Source organism: Sandaracinobacteroides saxicola (genome assembly GCF_014117445.1).
Lineage (GTDB): Bacteria > Pseudomonadota > Alphaproteobacteria > Sphingomonadales > Sphingomonadaceae > Sandaracinobacteroides_A > Sandaracinobacteroides_A saxicola.
In genome coordinates this window covers 2,863,215-2,877,130 of sequence record NZ_CP059851.1, presented here as the reverse complement: position 1 = coordinate 2,877,130, position 13,916 = coordinate 2,863,215, and the positions used below count along the sequence as shown (strand labels likewise).

9 protein-coding genes are annotated in these 13,916 nt (G+C 67.9%); 6 read left to right on the top strand and 3 right to left on the bottom strand.

Features of this window, described 5'->3' with window-relative positions:
* Positions 1–94: 94 nt before the first annotated feature.
* The 5 genes from H3309_RS14420 to cysN all read left to right on the top strand — a co-directional run bounded on the left by H3309_RS14420 (position 95) and on the right by cysN (position 9,079).
* On the top strand, positions 95–1,816 hold the full coding sequence (locus H3309_RS14420) for a class I adenylate-forming enzyme family protein (RefSeq protein ID WP_182295473.1): 1,722 nt from the start codon (positions 95–97) through the stop codon (positions 1,814–1,816).
* A 150-nt stretch (positions 1,817–1,966) separates the two neighbouring features.
* A complete protein-coding gene (locus tag H3309_RS14415) occupies positions 1,967–3,106 on the top strand; it encodes an efflux RND transporter periplasmic adaptor subunit (RefSeq protein WP_207791516.1) in 1,140 nt (379 codons plus the stop codon).
* Positions 3,103–6,243, top strand: a complete 3,141-nt coding sequence (locus H3309_RS14410) for an efflux RND transporter permease subunit (RefSeq protein WP_182295469.1) — start codon at positions 3,103–3,105, stop codon at positions 6,241–6,243. Before H3309_RS14415 ends, H3309_RS14410 begins: the two co-directional genes overlap by 4 nt.
* A 47-nt stretch (positions 6,244–6,290) precedes the next feature.
* A complete protein-coding gene (cysD, locus tag H3309_RS14405; protein WP_182295467.1) occupies positions 6,291–7,184 on the top strand; it encodes a sulfate adenylyltransferase subunit CysD in 894 nt (297 codons plus the stop codon).
* Entirely contained in the window at positions 7,184–9,079 is a 1,896-nt protein-coding gene (gene cysN, locus H3309_RS14400) for a sulfate adenylyltransferase subunit CysN (RefSeq protein ID WP_182295465.1), read from the top strand. The genes cysD and cysN overlap by 1 nt, the downstream gene beginning before the upstream one ends.
* Here the strand turns inward: cysN and H3309_RS14395 are convergent.
* Both H3309_RS14395 and H3309_RS14390 read right to left on the bottom strand, forming a co-directional pair.
* Positions 9,076–10,755 carry an N-acyl-D-amino-acid deacylase family protein gene (locus H3309_RS14395; RefSeq protein WP_182295463.1) on the bottom strand — a complete coding sequence of 560 codons (1,680 nt, stop codon included), beginning with the start codon at positions 10,753–10,755 and terminating at the stop codon, positions 9,076–9,078. The genes cysN and H3309_RS14395 overlap by 4 nt on opposite strands.
* Before the next feature lie 11 nt (positions 10,756–10,766).
* Positions 10,767–12,293 (bottom strand): class I adenylate-forming enzyme family protein, encoded by a 1,527-nt coding sequence (locus tag H3309_RS14390; RefSeq protein ID WP_182295462.1) that lies wholly within the window; start codon positions 12,291–12,293, stop codon positions 10,767–10,769.
* Between the two features lie 110 nt (positions 12,294–12,403).
* Here H3309_RS14390 and H3309_RS14385 point away from each other — a divergent pair, with 110 nt between their 5' ends.
* The gene (locus tag H3309_RS14385; protein WP_182295460.1) at positions 12,404–13,237 is read left to right on the top strand and encodes a hypothetical protein; all 834 of its coding nucleotides are present in this window, start codon (positions 12,404–12,406) and stop codon (positions 13,235–13,237) included.
* Positions 13,238–13,241: 4 nt separating this feature from the next.
* Here the strand turns inward: H3309_RS14385 and H3309_RS14380 are convergent, their stop codons facing one another.
* Positions 13,242–13,916, bottom strand: a complete 675-nt coding sequence (locus tag H3309_RS14380) for a hypothetical protein (protein ID WP_182295458.1) — start codon at positions 13,914–13,916, stop codon at positions 13,242–13,244.

Below are 13,916 nucleotides of genomic sequence, written 5' to 3'. Positions count from 1 at the left end.
GAGCTGTTCAAAACAGTTGAAGCAGGCGCGGTTCGCGGCCATGTAGCGGCGGTGAAACATGCGCCGCGAAGGCGCCTTTCGGGGAGGGACGTTCATGGCTTTGACGCCGCTTGATCATGCCGTTGATGCAGCCGTTGCCGCCATCACTGCGCCGGGGGGGCAGCTGGCGGTGGGGAAGGCGACCATCCGGGGCGTGGAGCTGCCGGTGTTCGAGAATGCGCCGCCCAGCTTGCGCGAATATCTGGCCTTCTTCCTGGGCAGCAATGCCGACAAGGAATTCGTGGTGCTGGGCGAGGAGCGGCTGACGTTCGGGGACATCAGCCGGCAGGCGGTGCGGATCGCGGCGATGCTGCAGCACCGGCATGGCGTGGCGAAGGGCGACCGGGTGACGATTGCCATGCGCAATTTCCCGGAATGGATTTCGGCGTTCGTGGGCGCGATCCAGATCGGCGCCATCGTGGTGCCGATGAACGCCTGGTGGACCAGCGAGGAAATCGCCTATGGCCTGAAGGACAGCGGCACGCGGGTGGTGATCGCCGACGAGGAGCGGGCGCGGCGGATCGTGAAGATTCCCGGCATGGCGCTGCCGGTGATCGCGGTGCGCACCAGCGCCACGGTGGCGCATGAGCTGGGGGTGGTGACGCTGGAGGAGGAGCTGGCGGCCTCGCCGGCGGCGCCCTGGTATCTGCCGCCGCTCCATCCGGAGGATGACGCGACCATCATGTACACCAGCGGCTCCACCGGCGCGCCGAAGGGTGCGGTGGCGACGCATCGGTCGGTGGTGTCGGGCGCGATGAACTATCTGGTGATGGGCCTTGCCATGCTGAACCTGGCGCAGGCCGCCGGCGTGACGCTGCCGCCGCAGCAGGTGATGCTGCTGAACGTGCCCTTGTTCCACATCACCGGTAGCGTGCCGGTGCTGCTGGTCTCGATCGCCATCGGCCGCAAGCTGGTGATCATGCACAAATGGGATGCGGGCGAGGCGCTGAAGCTGATCGAGAAGGAACGCGCGACCTATTTCGTCGGCGTGCCGACGATGTCGCTGGAGCTGATGCAGCATCCGGAGCGCGACAAATATGACCTGTCCTCGCTGGTGGATATCGCCGGGGGGGGCGCGCCGCGGCCGGCGGAGCATGTCGAGCGGCTGGCGGAGGCCTTTCCGGGGAAGTCGCCGGCGATCGGCTATGGGTTGACGGAAACCAACGGCGTGGGCGCGGGCAACATCCGCGACAATTACCGGCTGAAGCCGTCCTCCACCGGGCGGGCGTCGAAGCCGCTCGTCGAGATCATCATCGCCGGGGAGGACGGCCTGCCGGCGGCGACCGGGCATGTGGGGGAGGTGTGCATCCGCTCCGCGGCGAATGTGCGCGGATACTGGAACAAGCCGGAAGCGACGGCGGCGGCGTTCAGCGCGGACGGCTGGTTCCGCACCGGCGACCTGGGGCGGTTCGACGAGGACGGCTATCTCTATATCGTCGACCGCAAGAAGGACATCATCATCCGCGGCGGGGAGAATATCAGCGCGGTGGAGGTGGAGGAGGCGATCTACAGCCATCCCTCGGTGGCCGAAGCGAGCGTGTTCGGGCTGCCGGACGAGCGGCTGGGCGAGATCGTGGGCGCCGTCGTCTATCTGAAGCCGGGCGAGGCGCTGACCGCGGACGCGCTGTGCGAGCAGCTGAAGCGCGACCTCGCCGCCTTCAAGGTGCCGGCGCGGCTGTGGCTGGTGAGCGATCCGCTGCCGAAGCTGGGCAGCGGCAAGATCGACAAGGTTTCGCTTCGTGCCGCCTATCGTGCGGAGCATGCCGGCCGGGCATGACGCCCGCCAAATGTTGAATGCTGCAATGCGTTAAAGGCTCTGCTAGGCTTGCCCTATCGGAGTCGCGGGGCTGCGTCCGGTTGCGGGCGTTGGGCGAGGCCGGTCAACTGAAGGGTTTGACCCATGGCCGTGAAGTCGATTGTTCCCCTGATGTTTGTGGTGATGCTGGCGGCGTGCGGGCAGCCCGACGCGCCGCCGCCGTTCAAGCTGCCGGTCGATGCCGCGAAGCCGGTGATCCGCACCGTGCAGGACTGGGACGAATATGCCGGGCGGTTCGAGGCGATCAATTTCGTGGAGGTGCGGGCGCGGGTGAGCGGGCAGCTGGAGCGCATCGCCTATCGCGACGGCGATACGGTGAAGGCCGGCGACCTGTTGTTCGTGATCGACCAGCGGCCGTTCCGGGTGGCGGTGGCGCAGGCGGAGGCGCGGGTGGCCGACACCACGGCGCAGCTGGCGTTCGCCAGGACCGAACTGGGGCGTGCCGAGGAGCTGTTTCCGAAGGGCTTCATCCCCGGCCGCACGCTCGACCAGCGGCGGCAGGAGCTGGTGAGCGCCACCGCGGCGGTGACCAGCGCGCGCGCGGCGCTGGCGGACGCCCGGCTGAACCTGAGCTTCACCGAGGTGCGCGCGCCGGTGGGCGGCCGCACCAGTGCCCGCACCGTCAGCATCGGCAATCTGGTGACCGGCGGGGGCGCGGGGGGCACGCTGCTGACCACCATCGCCAGCCTGAACCCCATCCGCTTCGTGTTCGATGCCGATGAGGCGGCCTATCTGAAATATACCCGCATGGCGGCGGCCGGCGACCGGCCGAGCAGCAGGGACGCGGCCAACCCGGTGCGGCTGCGGCTGGATGGCGAGGAGGGCTGGCCGCACAGGGGGCGGATGGATTTCGTGGACAACCGCATCGATCCGCAATCGGGGACGATGCGCGGTCGCGCGGTGTTCGACAATCCGGGCGCGATCTTCGTGCCGGGCATGTTTGGGCGGATGCAGCTGCTGGGCTCGGGCGAATATCGCGCCGTGCTGCTGCCGGAGACCGCCATCGGCAGCGACCAGACGGCGAAGGTGGTGTTCGTGGTGGGCAGCGACGGCGCGATCAATCCGCGCCCGGTGACGCTGGGGCCGCTGATCGATGGCCTGCGAGTGATCCGCACCGGGCTGAAGGGCGATGAGACGGTGGTGATCAACGGCCTCGTCCGGTTGCGGCCGGGCTTGCAGGTGCAGCCGAAGATGACCACCATCCAGGCCGAGATGGCGGCGACGCGCGTGCCCGGCAAGACCGCGTCATGAAGATCGGCCATTTCTTCATCGACCGGCCGATCTTCGCCGGGGTGCTGAGCGTGCTGATCCTGCTGGTGGGCGCCATCGCCTATCTGGCGTTGCCGGTCAGCCAATATCCCGAGATCGCGCCGCCGACCATCCAGGTCAGCGCGCAGCTGCCCGGCGCCAGCGCGCAGGTGATCGCCGATACCGTGGCGGCGCCGATCGAGCAGGAGGTGAACGGCGTCGAGAACATGCTCTACATGTACTCGCAGTCGACGGGCAATGGCCGCATGGCGCTGACCGTCACCTTCAAGCCGGGCACCAACCTGGATACCGCGCAGGTGCTGGTGCAGAACCGCGTGGCGCTGGCGACGCCGCGGCTGCCGGAGGATGTGCGCCGCTTCGGCGTGGTGACGCGCAAGGTCTCGCCGGACATCATGATGGTGGTGCACCTGGTGTCGCCGGACCGCAGCCGCGACCAGATCTACATCACCAACTATGCGCTATTGCAGGTGCGCGACGTGCTGGCGCGGCTGGACGGCGTGGGCGACATTCAGGCCTTCGGCGCGCGCGAATATGCCATGCGCATCTGGCTGGACCCGCAGAAGATCGCGACCCTGGGGCTGACGCCGGGGCAAGTGGTGGCGGCGCTGCGGCAGCAGAATGTGCAGGTGGCGGGGGGCGCGCTGGGGGCGCCGCCGCTGACCTCGCCGGAGGGGTTCCAGATCAACCTGACCTTGCAGGGCCGCCTGACCGATCCGCGCGATTTCGAGGATATCGTGGTGGCGACGGGCGCCGACGGCCGTTTCACCCGGCTGAAGGATGTGGCGCGGGTGGAGCTGGGCGCGTCCGATTATTCCACCAATTCCTATCTGGATGGCCAGCCGGCGGTGGCGCTGCTGCTGTCGCAGCGGCCGGGCGCCAACGCGCTGGCGACGGCGGATTCGGTCCTGAAGACGCTGGAGCAGCTGTCGAAAGACTTTCCCAAAGGCCTCGAATATCGGGTGGTCTATAACCCCACCCAATATATCCGGCAGTCGGTGGACGAGGTGGTGACGACCATCTTCGAGGCGGTGATTTTGGTGGTCGTCGTCGTGCTGCTGTTCCTGCAGACCTGGCGCGCATCCTTGATCCCGATCCTGACCATCCCGGTGTCCTTGGTGGGCACCTTCGCGGTGATGTCGGCGCTGGGCTTTTCCATCAACAATTTGACGCTGTTCGGGCTGGTGCTGGCGATCGGCATCGTGGTGGACGATGCCATCGTCGTGGTGGAGAATGTCGAGCGCAACCTGGCCGAGGGGTTGAGCCCGCGCGACGCGGCGCGCAAGACGATGGATGAGGTCGGTGGCGCGCTGATCTCGATCGGCCTGGTGCTGGCGGCGGTGTTCGTGCCGACGGCGTTCCTCTCCGGCATCACCGGGCAGTTCTTCCGCCAGTTCGCGATCACCATCGCGGTCGCCACCGCGATCAGCGTGCTGAACAGTTTCACCCTGTCGCCGGCGCTGGCGCGGCTGCTGCTGAAACCGCACGCGCCGGCGCATGACGGCCGGGCAGGCCCGGTCGCGCGCTTCTTCGCCGGTTTCAACCGCGGGTTCGAGCGGCTGTCCGACCGCTATGCCGGGCTGGTGCGGTTCAGCGCGGCGCGCACGCCGCTGTTCCTGGTCGCCTATGTCGTGCTGATCGGGCTGACCGTCTTCATGCTGGTGCGGACGCCGGGCGGCTTCATCCCGGCGCAGGACCAGGGCTATCTGATCGCCGCCTACCAGTTGCCGCCGGGCAGCAGCCTGGCGCGGACGGATGCGGTGATGAAACGGGCGGAGGCGATCATCGCGTCCACGCCGGGTGCCGCCTATCGCGTGAGTTTCGCGGGCTTTTCCGGCGCGACGCGGACGCAGGCGCCGAACACCGGCGCGACCTTCATCGGCCTCAAACCCATGGAGGAGCGGCCGGGGCTGGACGCCGCGGGCATCGCCGCCGACCTGACGCGGCGGCTGGGGGCGATCCAGGATGCCTTCATCATCGTGCTGCAACCGCCGCCGGTGCCGGGGCTGGGCACCTCGGGCGGCTTTTCGATGCGCATCCAGGACCGCGCCGGGCTGGGGACGGCGGAGCTGAACCGCGCGACCTGGACGATGGTGGGCGCGGCCAGCCAGCAGCCGGCGCTGGTGGGCGTGTTCAGCCCGTTCGAAAATGGCACGCCGCAGCTTTATGTCGATGTCGACCGGACGCGGGCGCAGATCCTGCAGGTGCCGCTGTCGGAGCTGTTCAGCACGCTGGAGGTCTATCTCGGGTCGGCCTATGTCAATGATTTCAACCTGTTCAGCCGTACCTACCGGGTGACGGCGCAGGCCGACCAGAATTTCCGGCTGACGCGCGACGACATCGCCCGGCTGACCACCCGCTCCACCACGGGCGCCATCGTGCCGCTGGGGACGCTGGTGAGCTTCCGCGACGTCACAGGCCCGGACCGGGTGCCGCGCTACAACCTCTATCCGGCAGCCGAGATCACCGGCAACACCGCGCCGGGCGTGTCCAGCACGCGCGCGCTCATGACCATGCAGGCGATCGCCGCCAAGGTGCTGCCGCAGGGCATGGGCTTCGAATGGACCGACCTCAGCTATCAGGAAACGACACAGGGCAATGCCGCGCTGTACATCTTCCCGCTGTGCGTGCTGCTGGTGTTCCTGGTGCTGGCGGCCAATTATGAATCGCTGGTGCTGCCGCTGGTCATCCTGCTGATCGTGCCGATGTGCATCCTGGCGGCGCTGGTCGGCGTGACGCTGCGCGGCATCGACCTCAACATCCTCGTGCAGATCGGGCTGGTGGTGCTGGTGGGGCTGGCGGCGAAAAATGCCATCCTGATCGTGGAGTTCGCGAAAGAGGCGGAGGAACGCGGCGCCGACGCGGTGGAGGCCGCGGTGGAGGCGGCACGCATCCGGCTGCGGCCGATCCTGATGACCAGCCTGGCCTTCATTCTGGGCACGGTGCCGCTGGTGATCGCCAGCGGGCCGGGGTTCGAGATGCGGCAGGCGCTGGGGACGGCGGTGTTCAGCGGGATGATCGGCGTGACGCTGTTCGGGCTGGTGTTCACGCCGCTGTTCTACATCGTGGCGCGCCGGTTGCAGGCGCGGCGCGCGCGCGGCGCGGAGCCGAACCCGGCCTAAAGAAAAACTATTGCGCTCCCCGCCGGGGCGGTCGTTAGAGCAGCGCCATGACCCTGACCCACCTCGACCGGCTGGAGGCCGAGAGCATCCATATCTTCCGCGAAGTGGTGGCGGAGGCGGAGAATCCGGTCTTTCTCTATTCGGTGGGGAAGGACAGTTCGGTGATGCTGCACCTGGCGGTGAAGGCCTTCTGGCCGGCGCCGCCACCCTTTCCCTTCCTGCATGTCGCCTCCGGCTGGGATTTCCGCGCGCTGCTCGATCATCGTGACGCGATGGTGGCGAAACATGGCCTGAAGCTGATCGTGGCGCAGAACCGCGAGCCGGGGGCGGTGAACCCCTTCGATACCGGCGCGACGCTCTATGCCAACACCATGCTGACCGAGCCGCTGAAGGCGGCGCTGGACGCGCACGGCTTCGACGTGGCGTTCGGCGGCGCCCGGCGGGACGAGGAGAAGGCGCGCGCCAAGGAGCGGGTGTTCAGCTTCCGCCGGCCCGGCCATGTCTGGGAGCCGAAGGCGCAACGGCCCGAGCTGTGGAACCTGTACAATGGCCGCAAGGCGCGCGGCGAGACCATCCGGGTGTTCCCGCTGTCCAACTGGACCGAGCTGGACATCTGGCACTACATCCGGCGGGAGGAGATCCCGCTGGTGCCGCTGTACCGCGCCGCGCCGCGCCCGACGGTGGAGCGCGATGGCATGATCCTGGTGGTGGATGACGACCGGATGCGGTTTCGCGAGGGCGAGGTAGTGACGGAGCGCTGGGTGCGGTTCCGCACGCTGGGGTGCTGGCCGCTGTCGGGTGCGGTCGAAAGCCGGGCGGTCGAGCTGGCCGATGTGGTGCAGGAAATGCTGCTGTCCACCGCGTCGGAGCGGGAAGGGCGCGCGGTGGACCATGACGGCGCCGCCAGCATGGAGCGGAAGAAGCGCGAGGGTTATTTCTGATGAGTGTGTATCAGCCCGACGCGCGGATCGCCGCCGACATCGACGGCTATCTGGCGGCGCATGCGGAAAAATCGCTGCTGCGCTTCATCACCTGCGGCAGCGTGGACGATGGCAAATCGACGCTGATCGGACGCCTGCTGTACGACAGCCGGACGATCTTCGCCGACCAGCTGGCGGCGCTGGCGGCGGACAGCGCGCGGGTGGGGACGCGGGGGGTGGAGATCGACTTCGCGCTGCTGGTCGATGGCCTGGCGGCGGAACGCGAGCAGGGCATCACCATCGATGTCGCCTATCGCTTCTTTTCCACGGAGCGGCGGAAGTTCATCGTCGCCGACACGCCGGGGCATGAGCAATATACCCGCAACATGGTGACCGGCGCCTCCACCGCCGACCTCGCCGTGATCCTGGTGGATGCGCGCAAGGGCGTGCTGACGCAGACGCGGCGGCACAGCTTTCTGGTGCAGCTGCTGGGCATCCGCCATGTGGTGCTGGCGGTGAACAAGATGGACCTGGTGGGTTATGACCAGGCGGTGTTCGAGCGGATCGTGGCGGATTATCGCGCCTTTGCCGACAGCCTGGGAATGGCGGCGTTCACCGCCATTCCGATGTCCGGGGTGCATGGCGACAATATCGTGGCGGCGTCCGCGGCCATGCCCTGGTATCGCGGGCCGAGCCTGATCGGGCATCTGGAGGCGGTGGAGGTGGATGCCGACCGCGACGCCGCTGGGCCGTTCCGGCTGCCGGTGCAGTGGGTGAACCGGCCGGATGCCGGGTTTCGCGGGTTCAGCGGGCTGATCGCGCGCGGGCGGGTGGCGGTGGGCGACCGGGTGCGGGTGCTGCCGGGCGGGCATGGCTCAACCGTGGCGCGGATCGCGACCGCGGACGATGACCTGGCGGCGGCGGTGGCGGGGCAGGCGGTGACGCTGTGCCTGGCGGACGAGGTGGATTGTTCGCGCGGCTGCGTGATCGCGGCCGCCGATGACCCGCCGGCGGCGGCGAATGCGTTCGAGGCGACGCTGGTGTGGATGGCGGACGAGGCGCTGGTGCCGGGGCGGTCATACTGGTTGAAGCTGGCGACGCAGACGGTATCGGCGACGGTGCAGGCACCGAAATATGCGATAAATGTGAATACGCTGGAGCGGCTGGCGGCGAAGACGCTGGAGCTGAACGGCATCGGCGTCGCCGTGGTGGCGACCGACGCGCCGCTGGTGTTCGAGGCCTATGGCGACAATCGCACGCTGGGCGGCTTCATCCTGATCGACAAGCGCAGCAATGCGACCGTGGCGGCGGGCATGCTGAGCTTTGCGTTGAGACGCGCGCAGAATGTCCATTGGCAGGCGATGGACATCAGCCGTGAGGCGCGCGCGAGGCTGAAGAACCAGGCGCCGGCGGTACTGTGGTTCACCGGGCTTTCGGGCGCCGGGAAATCGACGATCGCCAATCTGGTGGAAAAGCGCCTGCACCGGATGAACCGCCATACCTTCCTGCTGGACGGCGACAATGTGCGGCACGGGCTGAACAAGGACCTGGGCTTCACCGAGGCCGACCGGATCGAGAATATCCGCCGGGTGGGCGAGGTGGCGCGGCTGATGGCGGATGCCGGCCTTATCGTGATCACCGCCTTCATCAGCCCGTTCCGCGCCGAGCGCGACATGGTGCGGGCGATGCTGCCGGCGGGCGAGTTCATCGAGGTGCATGTCGACACGCCGCTGGCCGAGGCGGAGCGGCGCGACGTGAAGGGGCTGTATGCCAAGGCGCGGCGCGGCGAGCTCGCCAATTTCACCGGGATCGACAGCCCCTATGAGGCGCCGCTGGCACCGGAAATCCGCATCGACACGACGGCGATGAGCGCGGAGGAGGCAGCGGAGCTGATCGTGGAGCGGTTGCTCGGTTAGGCGGGGCACTTTCCCAAGCCGGGGCCAGTGACGACGCGGCCCGGCGTTGCGGCGGTGGGTTTGCCGTTCATCAGTGAAACGGTGCCGTTGACCAGCACGATGTCCACGCCGGTCGCCAGTTGCGCCGGCTTGGCATAGGTGGCGGGGTCGCTCACCTTGGCGGGGTCGAAGATGACGACGTCCGCCTTCATGCCCGGCGCCAGTCGGCCACGGTCGGTGAGGCCGAGGTTGGACGCGGGCAGGCTGGTGAGGCGGCGGATGGCGTCGGCGAGGCTGGTGGTGCGCTGGTCGCGGACATAGCGGCCGAGCAGGCGCGCCACATTGCCATAGGCGCGCGGGTGGCTGTTCGACTTCAGGAAGACGCCGGCGGGTTTCGGCGCCGCCTCGTCGCTGCCGAAGCTCATCCAGGGCAGCGCGGTCTGGCGCGCGACATTGGCTTCGCTCATCAGGAAATAGGCGGTGCCGACGCGGCTGTCGTCCTCGATGACGAGGTCGATCGCGGTCTCCTCGGGGCTTGTGCCGCGCATTCGCGCCACCTCGGCCAGGGTCTTGCCGGTGAGCGGTTTCAGCGCCGGGTTGCGGAACTCCAGGAACAGCACATTGTCCGCGGAGCCGGCGCCGAACAGCAGATTCTCCCAGTCCTTGCCGGGCGCCTTCATCTCGGCGACCACCCGCGCGCGGATTGCGGGGTCTTTCAGGCGCCTGACCCAGGCGTCATGCCCGCCGTCCTGCACCCAGGTGGGCATGGCGGCGTCCAGGCCGGTGGCGCCGGCGGTGTAGGTGTACATGTTGGCGCTGATGCGCGTGCCGGCGGCGCGGGCGGCTTCCACCCGGGCGATGACGGCGTCCAGCTTGCCCCAGTTCGCCTTGCCGGCGGCTTTCAGGTGATAGATTTCCGCGGGGCCGCCGCTGGCGCGGGCGATCTCGACCAGCTCGTCCACCGCCTCCAGCAGCCGGTCGCCCTCGCTGCGCATGTGGCTGATGTAGAGACCGCCGCATCGGGCGCTTTCGGTGGCGAGCGCGATCAGCTCGGGGGTCTTGGCATAGCTGGCGGGTGCATAGATGAGGCTGCTGCCCAGCCCCATCGCGCCCTCGTTCATGGCAGAGCGCACCAGCGCGCGCATGCGGTCGAGCTGTTCGGGGGTGGGCTGCACGTCGGCCTCCCCCAGCTCGTGGATGCGCACCGTGGTGGCGCCGACGAAGCTGGCGATGTTGACCGCGCTGCCGCGCGCGATGACATGATCCTGATATTGCCGCAGGGTGGTCCACGAAATCGGATATTTGATGTCGCCCTGCTGTTTCAGCGCCTCGGCCTTCATCGCCGGGGTCAGCGGCCCCATCGACCAGCCCTCGCCCATCACCTCCAGGGTGACGCCCTGCACCAGGTCGCTGTCGGCGGTGGGGTTGACCAGCAGCGATTCGGTCGCCCAGCTGAGCATGTTGATGAAGCCGGGCGCGACCGCCTGGCCGCGCGCGTCGATGCGGCGTTTCGCCGGTGGAACGGCGTTTCGGCCCAGCGCCACGATGCTGTCGCCGCGAATGCCGACCCAGCCGCGCCAGGGTTCGCCACCGCTGCCGTCGTAAATCAGGCCGTTGGCGATGACGGTATCGAGCGGTGGCAGTGGCGCCGTGCCGAGAAGGGCGAACAGCGGCAGGGCGAACAGGGCGGATTTCATCACGGCATCCTTCAGGGAACGGGCAGGGTCCAGCGGTCGCGCAGTTCGCGTTTCAGCACCTTGCCGATGGCGCTGCGGGGGAGTTCGTCGGTCGCCACCACGGCGGCAAGGCGCTGGGTCTTGCCGAGTTGGGCGTTGGCCCAGTCTTTCAGCGCATCGGGCGTGGTGCCGGGGCGGAGCACGGCGATGGCGACGGGGGTTTCGCCCCAGGCGTCGGAGGGCACGCCGATGACCGCGACCTCGACCACGGCGGCGTGGCGGCTGAGGATGGCTTCGAGGTCGCTCGGATAGATGTTGAAGCCGCCGCTGATGATCATGTCCTTGGCCCGGTCCATCAGTTGCAGGAAGCCGTCGGCGTCGAAGCGCCCCATGTCGCCGGTCTTCACCCAGGTGCGGCCGTCGGGGCCGGTCCAGAAGGTCTGGGCGGTGGCTTCGGGTCGGTTGGCATAGCCGTTCATGATGGCCGGGCTGGTGCCGACGATCTCCCCGACCTCGCCGGTGGGGACGGGTTCGCCGTCCTCGCCGATCAGCATGATGTCGTGACCGGGGATGGGATGGCCGACGGTGTGCAGCTTTTCAGGGTGGTTGTGCGCGACGAGGACGGTACCGCCGCCACCCTCGGTCATGCCATAATATTCGATCAGGCCACCGGGCCAGCGGCGCAGCACATCGGCCTTCAGCGCCGCCGGGAAGGGGGCGGAGGTGGCGAATTTCAGCTGGAAGCTGCTGAGGTCGTGCGCATCGAAGGCGGGATGGGCCATGAGGCGGCGATATTGCACGGGGACGAGCATGCTGTGGGTGGCGCGGGTGGATTCGGCGAGCGCCAGATAGGCGGCGGTGTCGAACTTCGGCATGAGGACGACATGGCCGCCCCAGGCCAGCGCCGGGAGGAAGGCGACGAGGGTGGTGTTGGAATAGAGCGGCGTCGCCAGCAGGGTGACGGCGTCGGGCGTGTAGCCGAGCGCGGGGCCGGCTTTCAGATGCTGCCAGCGCATCGCCTGCGAATGGATGATGCCCTTGGGCACGCCGGTCGTGCCGCTGCTGTAGATGATGTTGAAGGGCATTTTGGGCTTGATGTGAACGGGTTGCGGGGCATCATCGGACAGCCATGCGTCGAAGGCATCGGTATCCAGCCTGAGATGCGCGGCGTGCATGGTTTCGCCGGCGAGGGCGGATTCGGAGGCGGCGTCGAGGAACAGCAGCTTTGCGCCGCAATCGGCGACCATGGCGGCGATCTGGGACGGTGTGGCGCTGGGCGGCAGCGGGGCGACGGCGACGCCGGCGCGTAGCGCGCCGAGCCAGAGCGCGACATAGTTGGGGTGGGAGAGCGCGCAGATGCTGACGGCGTCGCCAGGGGCATGGCCATCGCGTTGCAGTGCGGACGCGACGGCGTTGCTGCGGGCGGCGAGGGTGGACCAGGTCCAGGTGGTGTCGTCGACGGTGACGGCGGGGGCGTGCGCGCGCGCCGCGGCGTTGGCGGCGATCAGGTCGGGCATCCAGGCGAAATCCTGGGCGGCGTGCGTGGTGGGGTCGGTCATGCGGTTACGCTGCCGTGGAGGTGTCGCCTTGTCACCCCCCTTGCCGATGATTCCGGCTTGGCAAGTGTGCGGCAGCTTTGCAGATTGTCGGCGCAACAGGGAGGCTTCGCATGAAACGAGGATTGACGATGATGGTGGCCGGATCGCTGCTGGCGGCGCCGGTGACGGCGGATCAGGTCTTCATGTGGTCACAGGGGCAGCCGGTGACGTCGCTGCCGCCGGCGCCGGCGAATTTCTGCTATCTGACCAATGTCAGCGGCAAGTTTCGCGGCTATGGCGAGCGTGTCCGCCTGCGGGTGATGAACGGCAAGTGGGAGTTGGGTGGGGCTTCGCAGCAGATTGATGTGACGGCCTGGGCGCGCTGTTTCGCGCGCAGCGAGATCAAGGCTGCGCCGGGGGCGGTGCGCTGGGCGAGCGAGGAAATCAGCGCGACGGCGGACAATCCCGGTTCCGGTTGCGTCAACACCACGCCGCGCAATGCCTGGTGGGGGGATGCGGTGACCGTGCTGACGATGGTGACGGGCGCGTTCAAGGGGCTGGGTGAACGGGTCACCATCGCGCAGTCGGGGGATGCGTTCGGACCGTCGACCTTGCTGCTGAACAGCTGCCAGAAGCAGCTTGGCGCCGGTGTCTACAGCTTCTTTGTCGGCAAGCCGAGCAGCGGGAAAACGGCGCGGTTCATCGGGCCCAATGGCGTTGGCACCGCAGCGCAGGCGGGTGAATATCAGTCTGTGCCGAACCAGAATGTGATGATGGCACCGCTGACCGAGGCTTTTTGCTATTTCACCTCGGTCAGTGGCACCTTCAACGGTGGTGGCGAACGGGTGACCATCGTGCCGGCGCAGGACGCCAACGGGGTGAACCGCTGGCAGTTGCAGGCGCGCCATGCCAGCGGGCAGGGCACCGACGCCTGCGCGCGCTGCTATGCCAGGAACCAAGGCTGAACCTTTAGAAGGGCTTTGTCACTCCCAGGTAACTGGTGACGACAAGGAGCACATAGGTGGCGAACACCCAGATCCTGGTGCGGTCCATCTGGCGGCGCAGCGGGATTTCGGTTTCGTCGCTGGAGCCGTTCTGGACGAGGGCGACCAGCAGCGGGCCGACCGGTTTGAACCAGACGTCGATCATGATGGCGGCGACGAAGATGGCGCCGAACAGCAGCGCCTTCCAGGCGATGAAGCCGGCGAGCGGCTCGCCGTGCAGGATGCTGACGGTGCCGAGCGTCAGGTAGAAGCCGGTAAGGAGATATTTGAGGATGTTTTCGATCTTGCGGTCGCAGGCGGCGCGCGGGGTCTGGTCGTGCAGGAAGGCGTCCCACACGAGGGTGAGCCATGACAGGCCGATGACCAGGCTGGCGACCAGCAGCCAGTCCGGGATGTCGGGCCAGTGACCACCGGCCTTCAGCAGGAAGAGCGAGCTTGGCACCATCAGCGCCCAAGCGGTGCGCGGGCCCATGTCGTTGATGACGAGCAGCTTCAGGACGGTGAGCCGTTCCTGGATGCTGTAATCCCGCCGGCGGAAATGCTGGCCGAGCAGGAAGACGCCGAGGTCGGCGCCGAGCCAGAACACGAACAGCAGGACATGGACATAGACCAGAGTGGGGTAGAGGGCGCTCCAGTCCAT

Bases quoted from the DNA above. Each gene is read 5' to 3' on its own strand.
- H3309_RS14420 (WP_182295473.1), top strand. From the start codon at position 95: ATGGCTTTGACGCCGCTTGATCATGCCGTTGATGCAGCCGTTGCCGCC.
- H3309_RS14415 (WP_207791516.1), top strand. From the start codon at position 1,967: ATGTTTGTGGTGATGCTGGCGGCGTGCGGGCAGCCCGACGCGCCGCCG.
- H3309_RS14410 (WP_182295469.1), top strand. From the start codon at position 3,103: ATGAAGATCGGCCATTTCTTCATCGACCGGCCGATCTTCGCCGGGGTG.
- cysD (WP_182295467.1), top strand. From the start codon at position 6,291: ATGACCCTGACCCACCTCGACCGGCTGGAGGCCGAGAGCATCCATATC.
- cysN (WP_182295465.1), top strand. From the start codon at position 7,184: ATGAGTGTGTATCAGCCCGACGCGCGGATCGCCGCCGACATCGACGGC.
- H3309_RS14395 (WP_182295463.1), bottom strand. From the start codon at position 10,755: ATGAAATCCGCCCTGTTCGCCCTGCCGCTGTTCGCCCTTCTCGGCACG.
- H3309_RS14390 (WP_182295462.1), bottom strand. From the start codon at position 12,293: ATGACCGACCCCACCACGCACGCCGCCCAGGATTTCGCCTGGATGCCC.
- H3309_RS14385 (WP_182295460.1), top strand. From the start codon at position 12,404: ATGAAACGAGGATTGACGATGATGGTGGCCGGATCGCTGCTGGCGGCG.
- H3309_RS14380 (WP_182295458.1), bottom strand. From the start codon at position 13,916: ATGGACTGGAGCGCCCTCTACCCCACTCTGGTCTATGTCCATGTCCTG.